This is a genomic window from Micromonospora sp. NBC_01405, assembly GCF_045040155.1.
GTDB lineage: Bacteria > Actinomycetota > Actinomycetes > Mycobacteriales > Micromonosporaceae > Micromonospora.
On sequence record NZ_CP109532.1, the window covers coordinates 92,000 to 113,016 of the forward strand.

Below are 21,017 nucleotides of genomic sequence, written 5' to 3' on the forward strand. Positions count from 1 at the left end.
TGTCCCGACCTACGGACACGAGCGTGGAACGCGTACGCGAACGACGTTGGTCCGTCGGCCGGCGCGGGGGACTCCGCCGCCGTCAGGCGCCCTGGCCTAGCCGCCCTCGCCCGGACCGTGGTCGTCCGGCGTGTGCAGCAGTTCCTCCAGGTCGAGACGTTCCTGTCGGTCGAGCGAATCGCCGTCGGTCACGACGATGAACCACGGGACCGGGCAACTGCCCGCATGATCGTCGTCCGGGCACAGGGCTCGCCCGAGGGCGTCGGTCACCGCTTCGATCTCGGATCCGGTCGCGAGGACAGGGATCTGAATCTTCCAGAGCTTCTTCTCTTCGGAACTCATAGCCGCCTCTCCGAACCAACCCACCCGACCGGCCCGAATGAAACGGGCCCGCCGAAAGGGGGTGTCGACATTGACGCCCCCTTTCGGCTCAAGCGATGGACGGCGCGACTACCAGCAGCCGCAGCCACCTGCCCAGGGCTCGTTGCGGTAGAGGAGACCGCCGCTGTAGTAGTTCAGCTTCATCTGCCAGGCGGACCCGTTCTTGCTGTGGATGGCCCCACGGGTGATGCCCCGGACCCACTGCATGAACTTGTTCTTGGAGCACTTCGTCGCCTTGCAGTGGCGCGGATAACAGCCTTTCGGGGTTTTGCTCGCCGCATCATGCTTCCCGTTCTTGACTGCCTCGGACTCCGTCTTACCCTCGCCGTACCCGTAGACGCGCTTCCCGTTGCACCAGGGGTTCTTACCACCCATGCCCTCGAGGTTGCACCTGATCTCGCACTTCCAGGCGCGACCGTCCGTGTCGAGGTTGACGAAGGGATCGCCACCGGTGTACTCGTAGGGATTCGCCGAGCCACCCACGAGCGGATCCACCTGGAGGAAACGACCGCTCACCGGGTTGTAGAGGCGCACCCCCATCAGGGTGAGGCCCGCTGTCGGATCCGTCGCCCGCTGGTACGCGCCGAGGTAGCCGTACCGCTGATCGGCCGTGGTTCCGGAGCGGGCCAGTCCGAACTCGGTCGCCTCGTGGGTCGCCGACGGTGTGGACTGCCCCTCGGGGATCGTCGCGACGAAGTCGCCGTGCAGGTTGGTCAGCTTCCAGGTGCCTCCGCTCACGCTGTCCCAGATCCCCGCCGTACCCGCCAGGCCGGTGACGGTCCGCGTCCACCGGCCCGCGCCCTCGGCCGTCCAGACAGGGCTGTCGCCGTCACAGGCGTAGTGGTGGGTGCCGCTGCCGCTGCCGCCCGGACCGGTCGTGGTCCACGACCGCACGCGGTCACCCATCACGTCGACCGTGTACTCGGTCTGCCCGGACGCGTTGCTGATCGACCTGACGAGGTCGCTGGAGTAGTAGCTCAGGCTGATGTTGCCGTCGGCGACGGTCGGCGAGTCGATCGAGGGCACCGTCACCGCCCGTCCGAGCGAGTCGTGGTCGTACCCCCCGCTCGCGCGGTCGGCCGTGTCGAACTCCCACTCGCGGCTCGCCGAAACGACGGTCTCCTGGCACGCCCCGCCGGCCGCCGGGGCGTGGGCCGCAACCCCGGTACGGTTCGTGCTCGCGTCGTACACGTACGTCCGCGTCTCGCACTGCGACCCGACCGTGTCCCGCACCGAGAGCAGCCGTCCCGCGTCGTCGTATGCCAACCGCTGCCCGGAGATCGTCGACTGGCGTTCCCGCCACTGCCCGTGCGCCGACGGCAGCACCGAGTCCGCGTAGAGGACACAGTTCGCGCTTCCGCAGCCGGGCTTGTCGTAGGTGAGCCCGACGGTCGCTCCCGCCTCGTCCACCTGGGCCGTGACGAGCACCCCGTTGGGCCACTCCTCCCGCACGAATTGCCCGTCCGCGTCGTACTCCGCCTCGAACCTGCCGACCGTCGAGTCGGTCATCGCGACCGCCGGCTGCGTCAGATCGGAGGCAGCGTCGTACTCGTTGGTTTGGGATGCCTTGCCGTCGTTCGTCGTGACAACCCGCCCGGCGATGTCGTACGTCATCGTCGACACGTTGCCGTCGGCGTCCCGGTACGAGGTCAGGCGTCCCAGGGTGTCGTACTGCCGCTCGACGTAGGCGAGAACCTGACCGCCGGACCCGATGGACTGACTCTGCGTCAGCTCACCGGTCTGGGGCGAGTACACGCTGCGACCGGTCGGCAGCGCCTGCCCGGTGCCGGTGGCGCCCACCACGGTCACGTCGAGCACGCGGCCGGCGGCGTCGTGGCTGATGGTGCGGGTACGCAGAACGCCGGCGCCGGTGCGCTCGACGATCGTGGCCGCGTTGTTGTAGAGGTCGTACGTCGTCAGGGAGGCCGGCAGCTGCGGCCCCGCCGACGGTGTGCCACCGAAGGTGTTCAGGCACGGCAGATTCGCCCAGTGCGGCTTGTTGTCGCAGTCGGTGTGCCCGGAGCCCGGCCCGGCGCTGTAGTAGACCGTCCGGCGGGTGGACGGCGTGGTGTCCACGCTGCCGCCGCCCGGAGTGGTGACCGAGGTGACCTTCCCCGAGATGTCGTACGTCGTGGTCGTCACCAACTCCAGGTCGCCGGGGTCGACGACGACCTGCACCGGCTGACGCAGGGCCCAGTCGTACCGGCTCGTGGTGGTCCGCACGTCGCTGTCCACAGTCTGGCCCGCCTGCACGTGGCTGACCGAGACCTGCGTCGTGGTGGCGAGGTTGAACGGCCCTCCGGTGGCGGGAGCGCCCTCGTCGTAGGTGTACCGGTTGTGGACCCGACCCCGCACCACGGTGCCGGAGGGCAGCACCACGTCGTGTTCCGGCCCGAAGGTCTCCAGCAGGTTCAGGCCGTCCTCGGAGTACACGCTGAGCTGCGACAACCGGCCGGCGAGCTGTGCTTCGGCAATGGCGGTGTCACTGCTCGACGCGTCCAGCGCGCGTTTTCGGTTGGCCGCGCTGAGCTGACCCAGCGTGCTGCCGTACCGGTCGTACCAGGCGGTGTCGACACGACCGCCGGACCGCGCGGTGTTCACCGTCCGGGCGTTGGCGTCGAGGTAGGTCACCGACGCGCGCTCGTACGAGCTGGGCAGGGTGCCGGTGGCGGGATCGCCGGCGGGCACCTGCGTCGCCGGGAAGACCGCCGTGGCGTCGGTCGGCGGCTCTGTCTGCCCCCATCTCGCGGTCTGGGCTCCGGACAGGTCGTACGGCGCGCTGCCGCCGGAGGTGGGGATCTGGTAGACGACCGTCTCGACCGCCGTGCCTGCGGTGAGCGCGGACCGGGTCACCTTGTGCAGCCGACCCTTGCCCGGGTCGTTCGGCACCGTCGTGTAGGAGAACTGCCACGGCTGCTGCGACGGCGGGGTCAGCGAGACGATGATCCCATCACCGTTGTAGTAGTAGACGGTCCGCAGTTGCTGGGTGCTTCCGCCGCTGGTGTGGTCGAGGCGGGGGTCGGAGAAGGTCCGCAGCCGACCGCCGTTGTCGTAGGTGTAGCGGGCCAGCGCGACGGTCCGCATCGCCGGGGTCGCCAGGTCCGGATCCCACGCGATGTAGGAGATCTGCTTCACCCGGCCTGCGTAGTCCCCCCAGGTGCCGTCGGCCAGGCCGGTGGCGGTCGTCGTCGTGGCGTAGGTGAAGGTCAGCGCCCGGCAGCCCTTGACCAGAGTGGTGCAGGTGACCCCCGCCGGGACGGGGGCCAACATCCGGGTCGGCCGCATGATTTCGTTCGACCCGACCGTGGCCTTTTCCCACTGGTACGTGGTGGTGTTGCCCGCGCCGGGCGCGGCGGCCGTGGCCGGCGTGTAGACGTTCGCCGGGTCGGTCGCGGCCCGGGTGAAGGCGGCCGTGTTGCCCTCACCGTCGGCCAGGGTGAAGGTGCTGGTGGCCGAGCTGAAGGTCAGCGTGTAGGACTCCGCGCCGACCTGCGGCTCGTAGTTCACCCCGGCGCTGTCGACCTTCGTGAAGCCGATCGTCGAGTCGTCCGGCATCTTCACCTGGACCAGGCTGCCGTAGGTCGTCAGCCTGGCGTAGGAGGACTCGGCGTTGGTGGCTACCAGGCCGGAGACCCAGCCGGGACCGAACAGCGGGTCCTGGCCGAGGGGCTGACGGCTGTTGACCGTACGGGATATCTCCAGACCGGCGACCGAGACGTCCGCCGAGGAGATCTGGTAGTTGCCGGTGATCAGGTTGACCGAACCGGGGCCCACCTGTGCGGTGTCGGCCGAGGCGAGGTTGCGGTCGAACCGGAACTTCACGTTGTCGGCCGGCGCCCCGTTGCTGCTCAGGTTGAAGTAGGCCCGCACCTGCACCGGCCCGTCGCGCGGGATGCTCGCCCCGTCGACCGAGGCGAGGGTGGCGGCCACGTCCCAGTTCAGCTTGGGGGCCACGCCGGAGGTGAGGGCGACGGGCCAGGTCACCGCCCCGCCGCCGACGGCGTACGTGACGTGGGCGGTGGGGATGGCGACCCAGGCGTCCGAGCCGGCCCGCCGCCACTGGTAGGTGGCGTTGGCGAAGGACGGCGCGGCGGTCGAGCCGAGCACGACCTTCGCCCCGCTGACGTCGCCGGCCTTCGGCGAGGTCACCGCGCCGGTGCCCACCTTGAAGGGGTAGCTGCGCACGTCGGTCACGTTGTTGGCCGAGTCGCGGGTACGCGCCCAGATGTTGTGCCAGCCCGGGGTCAGCGGGGTGATGCTCACCGTCGCGTTGGCACCCGGCGTGGCGGTGTTGACGACCTTGTTGAGGGTCTGCACGTCGAGGCTGTACTCGTAGGCCGCCGCGTCGGCGATGCCGTTGGCCTCGAAGGTGAAGCTGCCGGCGACGTTCGCGTCACCGCCCCACTGGTTCTCCGGGTAGGTGGTGGAGCTGACGATGGGCGGGCTGCCGATCGACGTGTCCACGGTGAACTCGCAGAACGGCGACCAGGTCCCGTTGACCGTGCCGTCGTTGCCGCGCACCCGCCACTTGTACGAGGTGTTGTGGGTGAACGTCGCGGCCGGGACGGTGGTGCTGAACGTCGTGCCCGACGCTGCGGTGCCGGTGATCGCGCTGCCGAGCTTGGTGGTGCCGGTCAGCGTCCACCACTCGAACTCGGCCTTGACCGTCGACCCCTCGGCGTCGGCGACGACCGACTTCAGCTGCGGGGTCGCGGTGTTCACCTTGGGCCGGGACGCGCCGGTCGCGCAGGCGGTGGCCGGCACCGTGGAGCGGGTGCCGACGGTCGGGTACGAGTTGTAGTTCACCACCGCGTACGGGACCTGACTGTTGTCGGCCGCGTTGCGGGAGCGGAACTGCTTGAAGCTGTTGAGGCTGGTCTCGTCGGTGCCCCGCACGCCCATGTAGGCGGTGGACTGGTTGGCGGTGGCGGCCCGCTGGAAGAACGTCGTGCCGCTGATGCCCACCCAGCCGTCGGCGCAGGCCGTGCCGCCCTTGGTCTGGGTGGAGGTGGCCTCCTGCTGCGCCCAGGTCGGCTGGGTGCCCCAGCGGGTCGCCGAGGAGGCGGCGCCGGTGGACCAGATCTCCCACGAGGTGGCGGTGCAGGTGTTCGACCAGAAGTTCCAGAAGTTCACCGTCGCCGAGGTGATCTGCTTGCCCCGCAGCGCGGAGACGCCCCAGTGCACGAAGGACCGGGCCTTGGTGTTCGGCGTGCCGGCCAGCAGGCCGAGCTGGAGGTCGTTCGCCCCGCCCCGGTCGACGCTGTCGCCCTCCTTCACGTACGTGTCGAACGTCGTGTAGAGGGGGTTGACCTGCGGGTCGATGGTCACCGGGTACTGGGTCGCCGGGTCCTTCAGCCACGCCAGGTCCGGGCTCAGCCGCATGGTCAGGCCGTTGGCCTGGCCCGACCGCGCGGTGGGCCGCTCGGACTTCGCCGACACCACCCTTCGCCGGGTCGGCTCCTCCGTGCCCGGGTTCCGTCGGGCGTCCCACATCTCCGGCGCCGGCACGGCCGCGATCGGCCGGCCCTTGGCGTCCTTGAGCAGCAGCCCGCCGGAGCTGTCCTGGCTGAACGAGGAGAGTCCCTTGCCGGTCAGCGGGAACGCCAGCGTCGGGAGCCGGTCCACCGCCTGCCGGTTCTTCACGGTCAGGAACTGCGAGAAGCCGGTCCGGGTGGCCTCGACCACCAGGTCGATGCCGGCGGCCACCTCCGGGTAGGTGGCCCGGTTGCCGGCGAGCACCGGTGCGGGCAGGGCTCCGGCCCAGCCCATGCTCAGCCGGCCGTCGCCGGAGCCGACCGCGGCCAGTTCCCCGCCGGCCTTGCGAGCGCCGGAGATCCGCAGGTCCAGCGGGTGTGCCTGGGCGCGGACCGAGCCGTCGGCGGCGGGCTGGAGGGTGAGGTCGACCGGTACCCACCGGTTGTCGCGCCGGATCCGCACCGGGCTGGCGTGGACGGTCGCCTCCACCTGCCCGTTCGGGTGGGCGACGTACTCGGCGGTCTCGGTGGTCATGCCGGTGATCCGGACCCGCTGGCCGGTCAGCCGCGCGGTGACCAGCGCGGCCATCTCGTCGGGGCGGTCCAGCACCCGGTCCGGCGCCTTCGCCGGTGCGGCCTGCACCGGGCGGTTGGGCACGTCGGCCAGGGTGACCGCGAGGACCGCGGCCATCCCGGCGAGGGTGAAGCGACCCAGTCCTGTTCTGCTGAGTCTGGCGACTTGAACGATTGACGCGAATCTTGCACGCGCAGGAGCCACTGACGGCCCTCCCCTGGGGTCGACTGGGCATTGAGTGACGTGGACGCTATGGTGCGTCAGGAATCCAGGTCAATCAATACTTTGAGCGACCGCCGGGCCGCCCACAAAAGGCCAGGTCAGCCGCCCGTGGAAGTTCCACCGACCACGAACAGCAACGGGCTCAGCTGGGGAAATAAGAGTTGATCGATCAACTTGGAAGACCAATGCACCGATTGATCCCGGCGCGTCCGGAAATTCAGTGAAAGGGGCGGTGCGGGCCGCCGCCCGTGACGGCCCGCACCGTGAAGTGCAGGTGACCTCGGCGGTCGCGGCGCCCCCGGGGCCGCTCGCCTCCGCGCGGAGCTGATGCTTTCCGGATGCGCCAACAAATGATCTTGCTGGTCGCCGAGCGCCGGCTCGACCGGGCTGGCGAGACCGGGCTACCGGACCGGGTGGATCTCGATGCCGACCTCGGCGGAGAGCGCGGCGGCCATGGCCGCGACCGGGGCGCGGACGCCGGTGAAGTGCTCGAACTGGCCGACCGCCTGGGCGACCAGCAGATCGAGACCGGACACGACCCGACACCCGGCGGCCCCGGCCGAGGCTGCGAGGGGGGTCGGCCAGGGGTCGTACAGCGCGTCGAAGTAGACCGCGCCGGGCGTCCAGGGGGCGTCGGCGGCGAGGGAATCGGCGACGCCCTTCGGCACGGTGGAGACCACCACGTCGGCGTCGGTGTGGCGCAGGGCGTCGGCCCAGTCCGCGCCGGTCAGCCGCAGGCCGAGCGCGTCGGCGGCCGGGCGCAGCTCGTCGATCGCCGAGGCGCGCCGGGCCACCACGGTCACGGTTCCCGAGCCGAGGCGGGCGGCGGCGGCCAGCGCGGCCCGGCCGGTGCCACCCGCGCCGAGCACGGTCACCCGGGCACCGGGCCGCACGTCGGCCGCCGCCAGCAGCTCGGCCATCCCGGCGGCGTCGGTGTTGTCCGCGTACCAGGAGCCGTCGGGCCGGTGGACCAGGGTGTTCGCCGCGCCCATCGCGGCGGCGACCGGCGACACCTCGGCGGCGAGGGCGAGGGTCGCCTCCTTGCACGGCATGGTCACCGACAGCCCGGCCCACTCGGGGCCGAGGCCGGCCACCATGGCCGGCAGCTCCGCCTCCGCGCACTCGATCGTCGTGTACGACCACCCGGCGAGGCCGGCCGCGGCGTAGCCGGCGTTGTGGATCACCGGGGAGAGGGAGTGGCTGATCGGCTTGCCGACCACCGCCGCCCGCCGAGGCGTCGTCATCAGATGATCCCGGCCTCCTTGGCCTTCGCCATGTTCCTCTCGTGACCCTCGAACGTCTCGGCGAACTCGGAGTGCCCCTCCTTGTCGATCGCCACGAAGTAGAGCCACTTGCCCTCCGGCGGGTCCATCGCCCCCTCCAGGGCCTGCTTGCCCGGGTTGTTGATCGGGGTGGGGATCATCCCGCGCAGCTTGCGGTTGTACGGGTTCTTCTTGTTGTCCAGCTCGGCGTCGGTCATGTCCTTCGACCGCTTGCCCTCCTGGCCGATCGACTCGAAGTAGTAGTTGACCGTGACGTCCATCTCCAGGCAGTTGCAGTCGAACTTGCCGTACACCCGGTTGTAGGCGACCCGGGCGACCTTGCCGAGGTCGTCCTTGTTGCCCGCCTCGGCCTGGGCCAGCGACGCGACGATCAGCGCCTCGTACGGGCTGATGCCGCCGCGCTCCTCCTTGACCCGGTCGACGAACTTCATCCCGTCCGTGACGGCGAGGAAGTTCTCCACCATCAGGGTGAGGATGCTCTCGGCGGTGGCCTTCGGCGGGATCTCGTACGTGTCCGGGAAGAGGAAGCCCTCGATCGACTTCTTGACCGGCTTGCCGTCGGTGCGCTTGAACCACGAGTCCGGCACGCCGAGCGCCTTCGGATCCTTCGCGGCGGCCTCGAACTCCTTGACCGGAATCCCGGTCTTCTCCGACAGCAGCTTGTAGACGCGCTTGGCGGTCGTCCCCTCGGGGATGGTGAGGCCGTTGGTGACCTTGTTCTTCAGGTCCAGCAGCATGACGAGAGCCCGCTCGCCGCTCATCTCCTTGCGCACCTTGTACGTGCCGGGCTGGATGTTCTTGCTGCGCGAGTTCGCCTCGGCCGCCTCGATGAACGCCTTGGCGCTCTTGACCACTCCGGCGGTGTAGAGCGCGCTGGCCATGTCGGCGATCAGCGCGCCCTCCTTGATCTCGACGGTCACCTCGCCGGTGCCGGACCCGTCGTAGTCGGGGGTGACGAAGTAGCCCTGGATCCGGTCGAAGCCGTAGAAGGCCCCGCCGCCGATGACCCCGAGCAGCACGAAGGCCATGAGCAGGGCGAGGACGGTCTTGCCCCGGCCACCGCCCGACTCCCCCTTGCGCTTGCGCACGTAGCTGCGCCGGTGCTTGCCCTTGTCACCGCCCTGCTCCGAGTCGTCGAACCCGAGCTCCAGATCGTCGATCATCGCGTCCGCCTCCGCTGCGCTTCCAGCCAGCTCTGCAGGATCTCGACCGCAGCGGCCTGATCCACCACCGCGCGTTGGCGCTTTCCCCGGACGCCACGCTCGGCCAGCCTACGAGAAGCCACCACGGTCGACATCCTCTCGTCAGTAAGCGTTACCGGAACGGGGGCTATCACCTCAGCCAACCGGTCAGCGTACGCCTTCACATTCTGCGCCGCCGGGCCGTGCTTACCGGCGAGATTGACCGGAAGGCCGACGACCACCTCGACGCACTCGTGCTCCGCGATCAGCCCCACCAGCTCGGCCATGTCGCGGGGCACGGCGTCCTCGGCGCTGGTCAGGTCCCGGGCGAGTGTCACCAGCGGGGTGGCCAGCACCCCGTGCGGATCCGAGCGGGCCACCCCGACCCGGACCTGCCCGACGTCCACCCCCAGGCGGACTCCGTGCCACGATTCGGTCATCAGTCCTTCACCTTGCCCTGGCACGAGTGAGGGCGAACCGGCATGGTCCGCCCTGCCTCGACGTGCGATCCGCTCACGCGTCGGCGATCGCCTTCTCGACGGTGGCGAGCAGCTTCGGCGCCTCGGCGGCCGGCAGGCCGCCGCCCTGGGCGAGGTCGTCGCTGCCGCCACCCCGACCGGAGAAGGCGGCCTTGACCAGGTCCTTCGCGGTGAGTCCCCGGCTCCGGGCGGCGGCGTTCACGGCCACCACCAGGGACGCCTTGCCGTTCGAACGCGCCGCTACGGCCACCACAGCCGGCCGCGCCGGGTCGATCCTGCCCCGGATCTCCTGGGCCAGGGTCCGCACGTCGTTGCCGGCCGCGCCCTCGGGCGCCTCGGTGCCGACGTACGCCACCCCGCGGACGTCCTTCGCCTGCCCGGCCAGGGCCGCCGCGCCGCCGAGCACGAGCTGGGCGCGCAGCTTCTCCAGCTCCTTCTCCGCGTCGCGGAGCTGGGTGACGGTCTGCTCCACCCGGTCGGCGACCTGGTCGCCGGGCACCCGGAACAGCTCGGCGAGCCGGGAGACCAGCAGGTGCTCACGGGCCAGGAAACCGAAGGCGTCCATGCCCACCAGGGCCTCGATCCGCCGCACCCCGGAGCCGACCGACGCCTCGGAGAGGATCTTGACCAGGCCGAGCTGCGCCGAGCGGGCCACATGGGTGCCGCCGCACAGCTCGCGGGCGTAGTCGCCGACCTCGACGACGCGGACCCGCTCGCCGTACTTCTCGCCGAACAGCGCCATCGCGCCGATCCGGCGGGCCTCCTCCTGGGTGGTGATGAAGGCGTGCACCTCCAGGTCGGCCAGGAGCACCTCGTTGACCTGCTGCTCCACGTCGTGCAGCACGCTGGGCGCCACCCCCGTCGGGGTGTTGAAGTCGAACCGCAGCCGGCCCGGGGCGTTCAGCGAACCGGCCTGGGTGGCCGACTCGCCGAGGAAGTTGCGCATCGTCTGGTGCACCAGGTGGGTGGCGGTGTGCGAACGGGAGATCGCCCGCCGCCGGGTCACGTCGATCTCGGCGTACCCGGTCTCGCCGGCGCGCACCTCGCCCCGGACCACCCGGGCCCGGTGCACGATCAGGCCCGGCACCGGCTGCTGCACGTCGAAGACCTCGACCTGCCCGCCGCCGACGGTGATCAGGCCCTGGTCGGGCTGCTGACCGCCGCCCTCGGCGTAGAACGGGGTGGTGTCGAGCACCAGCTCGACCGTGTCGCCCTCGACCGCCGCGCCGACCTCGCCGCCGCCGGCCAGCACCGCGCGGACCCGGGACTCCCGGTTCAGCTCGGTGTAACCGGTGAACTCCACCGGCCCGCCCGCGTCCAGCACCGACCGGTACGCCGACACGTCGGTGTGCCCGGTCTTGCGCGCCCGCGCGTCGGCCTTGGCCCGGTTGCGCTGGTCGGCCATCAGCCGGCGGAAGCCCTCGGCGTCCACCGTCAGGCCCTGCTCGGCCGCGATCTCCAAGGTCAGGTCGATCGGGAAGCCGTAGGTGTCGTGCAGCTGGAACGCCTTGTCGCCCGTCAGCGCCGCCTTCCCCGCCGACCTGGTCTCGGCGATCGCCGTGTCCAGGATCGTGGTGCCGGCGCGCAGCGTGGAGAGGAAGGCGTCCTCCTCGGCGTACGCGTACTGGGAGATCCGGCCGAACTCGGCCGCCAGCTCCGGGTACGACGGAGCCATGCAGTCCCGGGCCACCGGCAGCAGCTCGGGCAGCGCCCGGTCCTGGTAGCCCAGCAGCCGCACCGACCGGATCGCGCGGCGCACGATCCGGCGCAGCACGTAACCGCGCCCCTCGTTGCTCGGGGTGACGCCGTCGCCGATCAGCATCAGCGCCGTGCGGACGTGGTCGGCGATCACCCGCAGCCGCACGTCGTCGGGGTGTGACTCGCTGGCCACCTGGCCGGAGTGCGCGCCGTACCGCTTGCCGGTCAGCTCGGCGGCCCGGTCCAGGATCGGCCGGACCTCGTCGATCTCGTAGAGGTTGTCGACGCCCTGGAGGATGGAGGCCATCCGCTCCAGGCCCATGCCGGTGTCGATGTTGTTCGCCGGCAGCTCACCGACGATCCGGAAGTGCTCCTTGCTGGTGATGTCGGCGATCTCGTACTGCATGAAGACGAGGTTCCAGAACTCCATGTACCGGTCCTCGTCGACCTCCGGCCCGCCCGCACGCCCGTACTCCGGGCCCCGGTCGTAGAACATCTCGGAGCTCGGCCCGGCCGGACCGGGGATCCCCATCGACCAGAAGTTGTCCGCCCGGCCCCGGCGGACGATCCGCTCGGCCGGCACGCCCACGGAGCGCCAGAGGCCGTACGCCTCGTCGTCGTCGAGGTAGACCGTCGGCCAGACGCGCTCCGGGTCCAGCCCGAAGCCGCCCTGCGCGACCGGCTTGGTGACCAGGTCCCAGGCGAGCGAGATCGCCCCGTCCTTGAAGTAGTCACCGAAGGAGAAGTTGCCGTTCATCTGGAAGAACGTGCCGTGCCGGCTGGTCTTGCCGACCTCGTCGATGTCCGGGGTGCGCATGCACTTCTGCACGCTGACCGCCCGGGGATGGGGCGGAGCCTGCTGCCCCAGGAAATAGGGGACGAACTGCACCATGCCGGCGTTGACGAACAGCAGGTTCGGGTCGCTGATGGCGGGCAGCGGAGCGGACGGCACCACGGCATGGCCGTTCGCCTCGAAGTGCGCGAGGTACCGCCGCTTGATCTCCGCCGTCCTCATCGCTGGCGATCCTCCGGAAAGATCTCTCGGTCGCCGATGTGCGGGTCCTCCCGGAGCTCGGCGAACTGGTCGTCGAACGCCTCACCCCGGGCGAATGCCTCGTGGATCTCCTGCTCCCGCTCGGCCATCCCGATCCGGACATCCTCCACGAAGCCACGCAGCGACTCCACCAGACCGCCGGCGGATTGTGACAGGCCGCCGGCGATGCCGGCCGGCGTGTACGCCTGCGCGGTACGCGTCGCCTTACGGACCACCACCACGCCGACAGCCAGCCCGATGCCCAGCCAGAACAGGCGCCTCATGATTTCATCCCTCCGTCGCCGGCCGGCTTCAGCCGTTGCCGCGCTTGGCCGCGCGACGCTGCTGCTTGATGGTGTCGCGTACGTCACGCTCGGTCTCGGCGTTGCGTCGGGCGGAAGCGGCCCGTCGCACGCCGTAGCCGAACGCGGCCACCTTCACCAGCGGGTTCGCCGCGGCGGCGGAGACCACGGTGGCCAGGTTCGCCACGTTCGCCGTCACGTTCTGGGCATGGGTGGTCATGGTGTCCACCTTGGCCAGTTGGAGGTTCACCCCGTCCAGCGAGGTCTGCACCTGCTCCAGCGCGGTGTTCACGTTCTTCACCGTGGTGTTGACGTCCCCGAGCAGCGGTGCGGTGCGGTCATTGAGATCGTTGATCATCCGGGTCGTGGCATCCACGGTGTGCCGCAGGCGCAGGATCGGCACCGCCAGCACGAGCACCAGCATCAGGAACGCGCCGGCCGCGATCAGCGCAGCGATCTGTCCACCATCCACGCATGTCCTCCTCAAGCAGAGTTCCAGGACCCGACGTCCCGGAACGCGCGACCGTCATACCCGCACCGGCGCTCGACGACCCTCGCCGGATCAGCGGGAGCAGGCGGGCCTGCCAGCCCCAGACCCTACCGTCAGTTATGAAACCCGGCTCACGACGGTGAGGGTGTCGGCTCGCCGAGCGGATCCTCGCTCAGGGTCGGGAAGGGATCCTCACCGGTGAGTGACGGGTCGGTGCTCGGCTGCGGCCGGGTCCGCTCGTCGTCGATCGCGTTGCGGACCTTCACCGACACCAACGAGCCGGTGCACTCCCGCGCTGCGGGCGAGGCCTGTGGCGTCGGCGCGGGCTCGCCGTCGACCGGCGGCGGGACGCAGGTCGGCTCGCGCACCCACAGGTCGAGGGTCAGCTCGTCGCGGCGCCAGCACGTGTACACACCCTTTGCCTGTTGCTCCGGGCAGCGGCTCACCTTCCACGCCCGCCAGCCGTCCCCGGTCAGGGCTCGCTCGTACGCCTGCGTGGTCTCCTTCACCGGCCGCTCGGAGGAGACGGTGCGCTCGCGCAGCCGGCACTCCTCCAGGCACCAGCGGCTGCCGCTGACGTTGTCGACGCTCTCCGTGGCCGCCCAGCCGGGCACGTCCAGCTCGTCCAGGGTGTCGAAGACCGGGTCGTGGCTCAGCGCCCGGAGGCCGAAGTAGAGCGGGATCGCGCCGAGCAGCACCAGGCTGACCAGGGCGAGCACGCCCATCCGGAGCCGGCGGCGCTCTCGCATCCGCCGGCGCAGCTCCGAGCGGGCACCGCGCAGGCCGCCGGGGCCGGCGGTGGCGTCCCCGGCGGGGTCGTCAGCGCCGTCGGGGCCGTCGGGCCGCAGCGTCGCCCCGCCCGCGGTCTGCCCGGCGGGCTCCGGCCCGGGTCGGTCGGCGGGGGCGTCGGCGCGAGGCACCACCACGGTGGCCCGGGCGACTGCGGGTGGCTGCTCGGGCCGGGCCGGGGACGGGCCGGTGGCGGGCTCGCCGCGACCCGGCTCGTGCTGTGGCGGGGCGGCCCGACCGGCCACCCGGTCCTCTGGCCCGCTGTCGGGCCGGCCGGCGGGGGCCGCCACCCGGGCCGCGGGGGGACGGACGGCGGGGTTGGCGGGCGCGCCGGGCGGGGTCGCCCGGCCGGGCGGAGCGCCGGGCGGGGTCGCCCGGCCGGGCGGAGCGCCGGGCGGGGCCGCCCGGCCTGCGGGGACGCCTGGGCGGACCCCGGCCTCCGGCGGAGTTCCCGGGGCGGACTCGACACCCGGGCGCGGACCGGCAGCGCCGGGCCGGACACCCGGCCGGACGCCGGGGGCCGCACCAGGGGCCAGGGCGGCACCAGGGGCGGGGGCGGCACCAGGGGCGGGGGCGGCACCAGGGCGCGGGACGAGCCCGGTCGGGCCGGCCGGCGACCGGCGGTCCTCGGGGACGGCCGCCCGGCCCGGGTGCGGTGCGTCAGCGGGCGCGCCGGGGCGGGCGGTGCCCCGCGCCGGACCCGACGGTCGGAGTTGGCCGGTCCCGGGGTCGCGGGGCCCACCGACCTCGCCGGTGCCCGGTTCGCCCGGGATCCGTTCCCGGGGCGGCCGGGCCTCACCGGCGACGCGTTCGTGCGGCGGCCGGATCTCGCCCGTACCCGGTTCCCGGGGCGGCCCGACCTCGCCGGGGCGGGGAGCCGCCGGCGGGCGGGGCGGGGCGGCGGCCCGGGCGGCGGCGGGCGGGCCGGAATCCCCCGGCCCAGCGGCGGGCGCGGCACCCGGCCGGCTCCGGCCGACTGACGCCCGCCCGGCCTCGCCGACGATCCGGCGGGCGCCGGTCGGTTCCCCGACCGGGGGCACGACGGCCGGCGGCGCAGGCGGCACGGCGGCACGGTTGACCATCGGCATGGCGGGGTCGGTATGGCTGCCGCGGCCGGCCTGGCGGAGCCACTCCGCCGGGCGCTGCGGACGGTCGCCCCTGCCCGACGTCGCCCCGCCCCGCTCCTCGGGGCCCTCGTCCGCCGGGCCGGCGGGGGTGACCCGGCGGCGAGCGGCGGTCTCGTCCGGGCCCGGCTCGGGCCGGCCGGTCCGCAGCCCGCCCTCGCCCTGGGCCGCGGTCGGCGGCGGACCGGCCGGCAGCCCGGGCACCGGGGGGGCGTTGCCGCTGAGCGGGACGACCGGCGGCGACTCCTCGGTGGCACGCCGGCGACCGGTCGGGCGGGCGACGGGCGGGACCGGCCCGGCGACACCACGGCCGGTCGGCTCGTCCGGCCCGGCCGCGACGGGACCGCCGGGGACCCGGCCGGGGTGCTCCCCCGGCTCGTGCCGGGGCGGGTCGGCCGGGGCCGGGTGGGCCGCACCGACGACGGGGGGCTGCGCCTGCGTGGCGCGGCGTGGCGGCGGGGTCGGCTCCGGGGCCGGGCGGCGTGCGGCGGCGGTGGCCCGGCCGGTGGGCGGCGGCCCACCCGGGCCGACCGGCCAGCCGCCGGTCGGGGGCTGGCCCCCGCCTACGGCCGGAGCTGCCGGCGGGCCCTGTGGGCGGGGGGAGTGTCCGGGGACGCCGGCCCCCGGCGTGGCTCCCGGCGGCCGGGGTCGGTCCCCCGGCGGGCCGCCCACCGGGCCGCCGGGACCGGCCGCACGAGGCTGGTCGCGGGCCGGCTCCGGGCCGACCTGCGGAGGCCGGGGCGCGGCGTCTGCCGGGTACGGCGGGTGGGCCGGCTGCGCCGCGGGGTACGGCGGGTGGGCCGGAGCGGTCGGTGGTGCGGCCGGAGCGGTCGGGCCCTGAGCTGGGCGGACCGGCGGGGTCGCCGCTGACGGGGGCGAGCCGTGCGGCGGGCGGGGCGGGGCGGCCGGGGCGGGGCGGGGGCCCGGCTCCGGCGAACCGGGCCACGGCCCGTCGACCGGGCGGGGCCGGGCGGGGCCGGGTTCACCGCCGCGCACCGGGGGCGCGGCCGGGGGGCCGGCCGGGCCGCGCCGGGCCGCCGGGTCGGGGCGGCCCGACGGCGGGACCTCGCCGGGTGGGAGGCCGTCGGGGCCCAGCTCGGCGCGCTGCTGCTTGGCGGACCGCAGGTCGTCGATCCAGCCGAACTCCTCGCCGCTCACCGGCTCCTCGGGCTCGCTGTCGGGTCGGCCCCGACCCCACCGACGCCCCTTGGCGCGTTGTTCGCGCCGCTCGTCGGGGTCGTCCTCCGGTCGCTCCGAACCACGGGATCTCACTGCTGACCCTCCCCGACGGCGTCTGCGCCGTCCTCGTCCGCCACGGTGGCGTGCCCGTTGCCCGACAGGTGGCGGCCGTTCCCGGCGGGGGCCGGCGCGTCCGGACGCGCCGGGGCGGGCAGCCCTCGGACGATCCGGCGCAGCAACGGCAGCCGGTTGGCCACCGACCGCTCGGCGCCGTGCCCGCTGGGCCGGTAGTAGTCGGCCCCGACGAGGTCGTCCGGAGCGTACTGCTGGGTGACCACCCCTCGGGGGTCGTCGTGCGGGTAGCGGTAGCCCACGCCGTGACCGAGCCCGCGGGCCCCGGAGTAGTGGGCGTCGCGCAGGTTGCGGGGCACCGCCCCGCCCCGCCCGGCGCGGACGTCGGCCATCGCGGCCCCGATCGCGCTGGTCGCCGAGTTGGACTTCGGCGCGGTGGCCAGGTGGATCACCGCCTGGGCGAGGTTGAGCTGGGCCTCGGGCAGGCCGACGAACTCGACCGCGTGGGCGGCGGCGGTGGCCACGCCCAACGCGGTCGGGTCGGCCATCCCGACGTCCTCGCTGGCGAAGATGACCAGGCGCCGGACGATGAACCGGGCGTCCTCACCGGCCACCAGCATCCGGGCCAGCCAGTGCAGCGCGGCGTCCACGTCGGAGCCGCGCATGCTCTTGATCAGGGCGCTGGTGACGTCGTAGTGGGCGTCGCCGGCCCGGTCGTAGCGCACTGCGGCGACGTCCACCGCCTGCTCGGCGGTGGCCAGCTCGATCCGCTCGACGCCCAGCGCGGTGGCCGAGGCGGCAGCCGCCTCCAGCGCGGTCAGCGCCTTGCGCACGTCGCCGCCGGCGAGGCGGACGAGGTGGTCCTCGGCCTCGGTCTCGAGGGTGAGCGCGCCGGCGAGGCCGCGGGGGTCGGTGACCGCGCGGCGCAGCAGGCCGCGCACGGCGGCGTCGTCCAGCGGTTGGAGGGTGAGCAGCACACACCGGGACAGCAGCGGCGAGATGACCGAGAAGTACGGATTCTCGGTGGTCGCCGCGAGCAGGGTGACCGTGCGGTCCTCGACGGCGGCGAGCAGCGAGTCCTGCTGGGTCTTGCTGAACCGGTGCACCTCGTCGATGAACAGCACGGTCGGCGGGCCGCCCGAGCGGCGCTGCCGGCGGGCGGTGTCGATCACCGCGCGGACGTCCTTCACCCCGGCGGAGAGCGCCGACATCGCCACGAAGCGGCGGTCGGTGGCCCGGGCCACCAGGTGGGCGATGGTGGTCTTGCCGCTGCCCGGCGGGCCCCAGAGGATCACCGACATCGGGGTGACGCCGCCGACGAGCTGGCGTAGCGGGGCGCCGGGGGCGAGGAGGTGGTCCTGCCCGACGAGCTCGTCGATGCCGGCCGGGCGCATCCGGACGGGCAGGGGCGAGTCGGCCGACACCGGGGTGAAGCCGTCGACACCGACGGACCCCGTGGGGGCGCCGGGCGCCCCGGCGGGCGCACCGAGGGAGAAGAGGGCGTCGGACTCCATCAGGAAGACACTACCGGGCCGGGTCCGCGCCGCCGGAACTGCGGCGCGGACCCGGCCCGGAGTGATCGATTCCGGTCAGCCTCGACCCGGGCGCCGGCCCCGGTACCAGCGGCCGCGGCCACCGCCGCCACCGCCGCCGCCACCGCGCGGGCCACTGCCGACGCCGGCCAGGTAGAGGGAGAGCAGCAGCAGACCGAGCATCAGCAGGGTGTGTACGTTGAAAAGGTCCGGTGCGCCGAAGTTGGTGTCGAGCAGGTCGATCAACAGGGCGAAGCCGAAGACGATGGCCGCGAGAATGGCGAGCATGTCGGTCCTCCGGTGGGGGTTCACAGTAGGTCGCCGGGTGATGTACCCAACCGGTCCGGTCGCCAATCTCCACCGTGGATGGCCGTCCGCGCAGGTCAGTCACCGCCCGGGGTCGGCGGCCCCTACGGACGCGGCGACCGTCCCGGCGGGATCGGGCGCGGAACCGGGCGCGGGGGCCGGGGTCGCGCGACGGGCGGCCCGCCAGGCCGGCAGGTAGAGCGGCGCGGCCAGGGCGAGCACCACCGCGCCGACCAGCATCGCCGTGCTGACGTTGGTGCGGTCGGCCAGCACGGTCAGTGCCACCGCGCCCAGGGCGCCGGCCGGCTGGCCCATCATCGAGTTCAGCGAGAGCACGCTGGTCCGGTACGGGCCGTCGACCTGCCGGTGCAGCAGCCCCAGGTGCAGCGGGTTCGACGCGCCGTGCACGGTGTAGCAGGCCAGGTACGCCACCAGCACCCCGACGGGGCCGGCGAGCAACCCCATGCCGACCACGGTCGCGCCCTGGAGAACCCGCAGCAGCGCGGCGCCGGGCGCCGCCCCCGGCCAGCGCAGCAGCAGCGGGGTCAGCGCGGCCCCGGCGGCCGAGGCGAGCCAGGCGGCGGAGCTGGCGGGGCCGAGCAGGGCGGCGGCCCGCTCGGGGTCGCCGACCACCTCGGCGAGGCGGACCGGCAGCAACGACTCGAAGGTGACCATGCCGAAGCCCCAGAACAGCTCCACCGCCACCAGGGCGAGCAGCACCCGGGAGCGACGCAGCAGGCCGAACGCCTGGCCGACCATCCGGGGCGCCTCGGCGACCGACGCGCGCAGCGCCCCGGATCCCCGGCCGGGCCGGACCTCGACCAGCAGCGTCAGCAGCGCGGCCAGCGCCACCGCCTGCAACGCGAAGGCGACCAGCACCGGCATGGTCAGCGCGCTCACCGGGCCGACCGGGCCGAGCGCGATGAGGCCGCCGCTGAGCAGCGCGCCGACCGCGATGGCGACGCCGGCGACCGTGCCGGCGTGGCCGAGGCCACGCTCGTACTCGGCGTCGGGGTCGGCCGCGAGGGTGGCGTCGACGTACCAGGACTCCAGGGGGCCGCTGTCGAGCGCCCGGTAGGCCCCCTGCACCGCGAAGACCAGGAAGAACAGGGCGACGGAGTCGGCCACCGCGAACAGCGCCAGGGAGACCAGGTTGAGCACCCCGGCGGTGACCAGCACCGGCTTGCGGCCCAGCGCGTCGGCGACCCCGCCGGTGGGCAGCTCCAGCGCCAGCACCACCAGGCCCTGCGCGGTGACGGCCAGGCCGATCTGGGACAGCGTCAGGCCGCGCTCCTGCATCAGCAGGATCATGACCGGGATCAGCAGGCCGGTGGGCAGCCAGCGCAGGCCGTAGAGGGCGAGGTAGCGGAACCGGACCTGGCGCACGGTGAGCGCGCTCACCGGTTCTCTCCGATCATCGGGTACCCGGCCAGGAAGACGTGCACCGGCTGGACGTCCGACTCGTCGGGGACGGACTCCTCGCGGTAGCGCATGAGGACCTGCCACATCTCCGCTTCGAGCGCCTGGAGCCGGGCCGGTCCCAGGTGGAGCAGGGCGTCGCTCATGCCGGCGGCATCCCGCCACGCGGGCGACCATTCGGGGCGGGCGGCGAACCACCGCTCGGCCCGCTCGGCGAGCAGTCGCACCTGGTCACCCTGGATCCACTCGATCGCGGCCCGGGCGTCCGGGTCGTCGTCGAAGTCCGTCGGCTCCCAGTCGGTGACGTCGTGCGCGGCGCGCCACCAGCGCTGCCGGCCGATGGCCCGATCCGGGTCCTCCACGACCAGCCCCACCTCGGCGAGCTGCCGCAGGTGGTAGCTGGTGGCGCCGGTGTTGGTGTCGAGCTTCCCGGCGAGGTCCGTGGCGGTCGCCGGGCCGGCGACCCGCAGCGCGCCGAGCAGCCGCAGCCGCAGCGGATGCGCGAGCACCCGCACCTGTCGGTGGTCCAGCCGGACGGCACTGGGCGTTCCTGGCGAGGTTTCGCTGTCCATGCCTGCACAGTATCCATGCACACTTTCTATGCACAATAATTGTGCATAGAAAGTGTGCAACATCTGACAGCGACCGTGGGGACGCTCAGGAGGCGAGAAGCTCGGTGACCCCGCGCAGGCGGGTGCGCAGCAGGCCGGCGGCGCGGGAGCTGTCGAGGCGTACCTCGATGGGGCGGAGCAGGCCCGACGCGGCGCTGGTGGCGGTCTTGAGGCCGGCCGGGTCAATGCCGAACCGGCGGGCCACCAGCAGCCCCAGCTCGGCGCGGCTGACCGCCTCCGGGCCGGCCACGTTGAGCGGGCCGGCGTGGTCGCCCGCCACCAGCTCCAGCACGGCGGCGGCCAGGTCGGCCACGTCGACCGGGCAGCGGGCCTCGTCGGTGAACAGGATCGCCCGGCCGGCCAGGGCGTCCAGGCAGAGCCGGATCTGCTTGCTCCGCTCGTCGCCCACGATCAGCGAGGTACGCACCAGCGCGGCCCCCGGGTCGATCACCCGCACGGCGGTCTCCGCCGCCGCCTTCGCCGCCCCGTACGGGAAGACCGGGGTGGGCACCTCGTCGTCGGCGTACGGCTCGGGCCGGCCGGCGTGCAGCGCGTCGCTGGACAGGTGCACCAGCCGGGCCCCCGCCTCGGCGGCGGCGTACGCGACGTGGGCCGCCCCGTCGGCGGTGACCGTCCAGTCGTCGTACCGGTAGGGGGTGCTCACCACGGCGGCGGGCCGCACGGCCGCGACCAGCGCGCGCACGGCGGCCCGGTCGGTCACGTCGACCCGGCGCGCCTCGACCCCGGCCAGCTCGACGGGGTTCGCGTGGTACGTGCCGACCACCCGCTCCCCCGCCGCGACGGCCTGCCGGCACACCTCGGCGCCGAGGTACCCGCTGGCGCCCACCACGAGCAGAGTCACGCTCTT

Annotated in this window: 14 protein-coding genes; all 14 read right to left on the bottom strand. The window is 73.3% G+C overall.

Features of this window, described 5'->3' with window-relative positions:
• Nucleotides 1-96: 96 nt before the first annotated feature.
• Nucleotides 97-342 (bottom strand): hypothetical protein, encoded by a 246-nt coding sequence (locus tag OG559_RS00460; RefSeq protein ID WP_405110903.1) that lies wholly within the window; start codon nt 340-342, stop codon nt 97-99.
• A gap of 108 nt (nt 343-450) precedes the next feature.
• Entirely contained in the window at nt 451-6,546 is a 6,096-nt protein-coding gene (locus tag OG559_RS00465; protein WP_405110906.1) for an RHS repeat-associated core domain-containing protein, read from the bottom strand.
• A 506-nt stretch (nt 6,547-7,052) separates the two neighbouring features.
• The gene (locus OG559_RS00470) at nt 7,053-7,895 is read right to left on the bottom strand and encodes a shikimate dehydrogenase (RefSeq protein ID WP_405110909.1); all 843 of its coding nucleotides are present in this window, start codon (nt 7,893-7,895) and stop codon (nt 7,053-7,055) included.
• A complete protein-coding gene (gene mltG, locus OG559_RS00475; RefSeq protein WP_405110912.1) occupies nt 7,895-9,097 on the bottom strand; it encodes an endolytic transglycosylase MltG in 1,203 nt (400 codons plus the stop codon). Before mltG ends, OG559_RS00470 begins: the two co-directional genes overlap by 1 nt.
• A complete protein-coding gene (gene ruvX, locus OG559_RS00480; protein ID WP_350882440.1) occupies nt 9,094-9,555 on the bottom strand; it encodes a Holliday junction resolvase RuvX in 462 nt (153 codons plus the stop codon). The genes mltG and ruvX overlap by 4 nt, the downstream gene beginning before the upstream one ends.
• A gap of 73 nt (nt 9,556-9,628) precedes the next feature.
• Nucleotides 9,629-12,307 (bottom strand): alanine--tRNA ligase, encoded by a 2,679-nt coding sequence (gene alaS / locus OG559_RS00485; RefSeq protein WP_405110915.1) that lies wholly within the window; start codon nt 12,305-12,307, stop codon nt 9,629-9,631.
• A complete protein-coding gene (locus OG559_RS00490; protein WP_405110917.1) occupies nt 12,304-12,609 on the bottom strand; it encodes a hypothetical protein in 306 nt (101 codons plus the stop codon). Before OG559_RS00490 ends, alaS begins: the two co-directional genes overlap by 4 nt.
• A gap of 28 nt (nt 12,610-12,637) precedes the next feature.
• Complete coding sequence (locus tag OG559_RS00495; RefSeq protein ID WP_161691421.1) at nt 12,638-13,099, bottom strand: DUF948 domain-containing protein; 462 nt, start codon at nt 13,097-13,099, stop codon at nt 12,638-12,640.
• Between the two features lie 149 nt (nt 13,100-13,248).
• A complete protein-coding gene (locus tag OG559_RS00500) occupies nt 13,249-13,866 on the bottom strand; it encodes a hypothetical protein (RefSeq protein ID WP_396674065.1) in 618 nt (205 codons plus the stop codon).
• Nucleotides 13,867-16,298: 2,432 nt separating this feature from the next.
• Complete coding sequence (locus OG559_RS00505) at nt 16,299-17,795, bottom strand: replication-associated recombination protein A (protein ID WP_405110920.1); 1,497 nt, start codon at nt 17,793-17,795, stop codon at nt 16,299-16,301.
• A 75-nt stretch (nt 17,796-17,870) separates the two neighbouring features.
• Nucleotides 17,871-18,101: a hypothetical protein gene (locus OG559_RS00510; protein ID WP_161691417.1), complete on the bottom strand. Its 231-nt coding sequence runs from the start codon at nt 18,099-18,101 to the stop codon at nt 17,871-17,873.
• A 99-nt stretch (nt 18,102-18,200) separates the two neighbouring features.
• Nucleotides 18,201-19,520, bottom strand: coding sequence for an MFS transporter (locus OG559_RS00515; protein ID WP_405110923.1), 1,320 nt, complete (start codon nt 19,518-19,520; stop codon nt 18,201-18,203).
• Complete coding sequence (locus tag OG559_RS00520) at nt 19,517-20,110, bottom strand: helix-turn-helix domain-containing protein (protein ID WP_405110926.1); 594 nt, start codon at nt 20,108-20,110, stop codon at nt 19,517-19,519. The genes OG559_RS00515 and OG559_RS00520 overlap by 4 nt, the downstream gene beginning before the upstream one ends.
• 85 nt (nt 20,111-20,195) lie before the next feature.
• Nucleotides 20,196-21,011: a sugar nucleotide-binding protein gene (locus OG559_RS00525; RefSeq protein ID WP_405110929.1), complete on the bottom strand. Its 816-nt coding sequence runs from the start codon at nt 21,009-21,011 to the stop codon at nt 20,196-20,198.
• Between the last annotated feature and the right edge of the window lie 6 nt (nt 21,012-21,017).

Coding starts and splice junctions, on each gene's coding strand:
- OG559_RS00460 (WP_405110903.1), bottom strand. CDS start 342: ATGAGTTCCGAAGAGAAGAAGCTCTGGAAGATTCAGATCCCTGTCCTC.
- OG559_RS00465 (WP_405110906.1), bottom strand. CDS start 6,546: ATGGCCGCGGTCCTCGCGGTCACCCTGGCCGACGTGCCCAACCGCCCG.
- OG559_RS00470 (WP_405110909.1), bottom strand. CDS start 7,895: ATGACGACGCCTCGGCGGGCGGCGGTGGTCGGCAAGCCGATCAGCCAC.
- mltG (WP_405110912.1), bottom strand. CDS start 9,097: ATGATCGACGATCTGGAGCTCGGGTTCGACGACTCGGAGCAGGGCGGT.
- ruvX (WP_350882440.1), bottom strand. CDS start 9,555: ATGACCGAATCGTGGCACGGAGTCCGCCTGGGGGTGGACGTCGGGCAG.
- alaS (WP_405110915.1), bottom strand. CDS start 12,307: ATGAGGACGGCGGAGATCAAGCGGCGGTACCTCGCGCACTTCGAGGCG.
- OG559_RS00490 (WP_405110917.1), bottom strand. CDS start 12,609: ATGAGGCGCCTGTTCTGGCTGGGCATCGGGCTGGCTGTCGGCGTGGTG.
- OG559_RS00500 (WP_396674065.1), bottom strand. CDS start 13,866: ATGCGAGAGCGCCGCCGGCTCCGGATGGGCGTGCTCGCCCTGGTCAGC.
- OG559_RS00505 (WP_405110920.1), bottom strand. CDS start 17,795: ATGGAGTCCGACGCCCTCTTCTCCCTCGGTGCGCCCGCCGGGGCGCCC.
- OG559_RS00510 (WP_161691417.1), bottom strand. CDS start 18,101: ATGCTCGCCATTCTCGCGGCCATCGTCTTCGGCTTCGCCCTGTTGATC.
- OG559_RS00520 (WP_405110926.1), bottom strand. CDS start 20,110: ATGGACAGCGAAACCTCGCCAGGAACGCCCAGTGCCGTCCGGCTGGAC.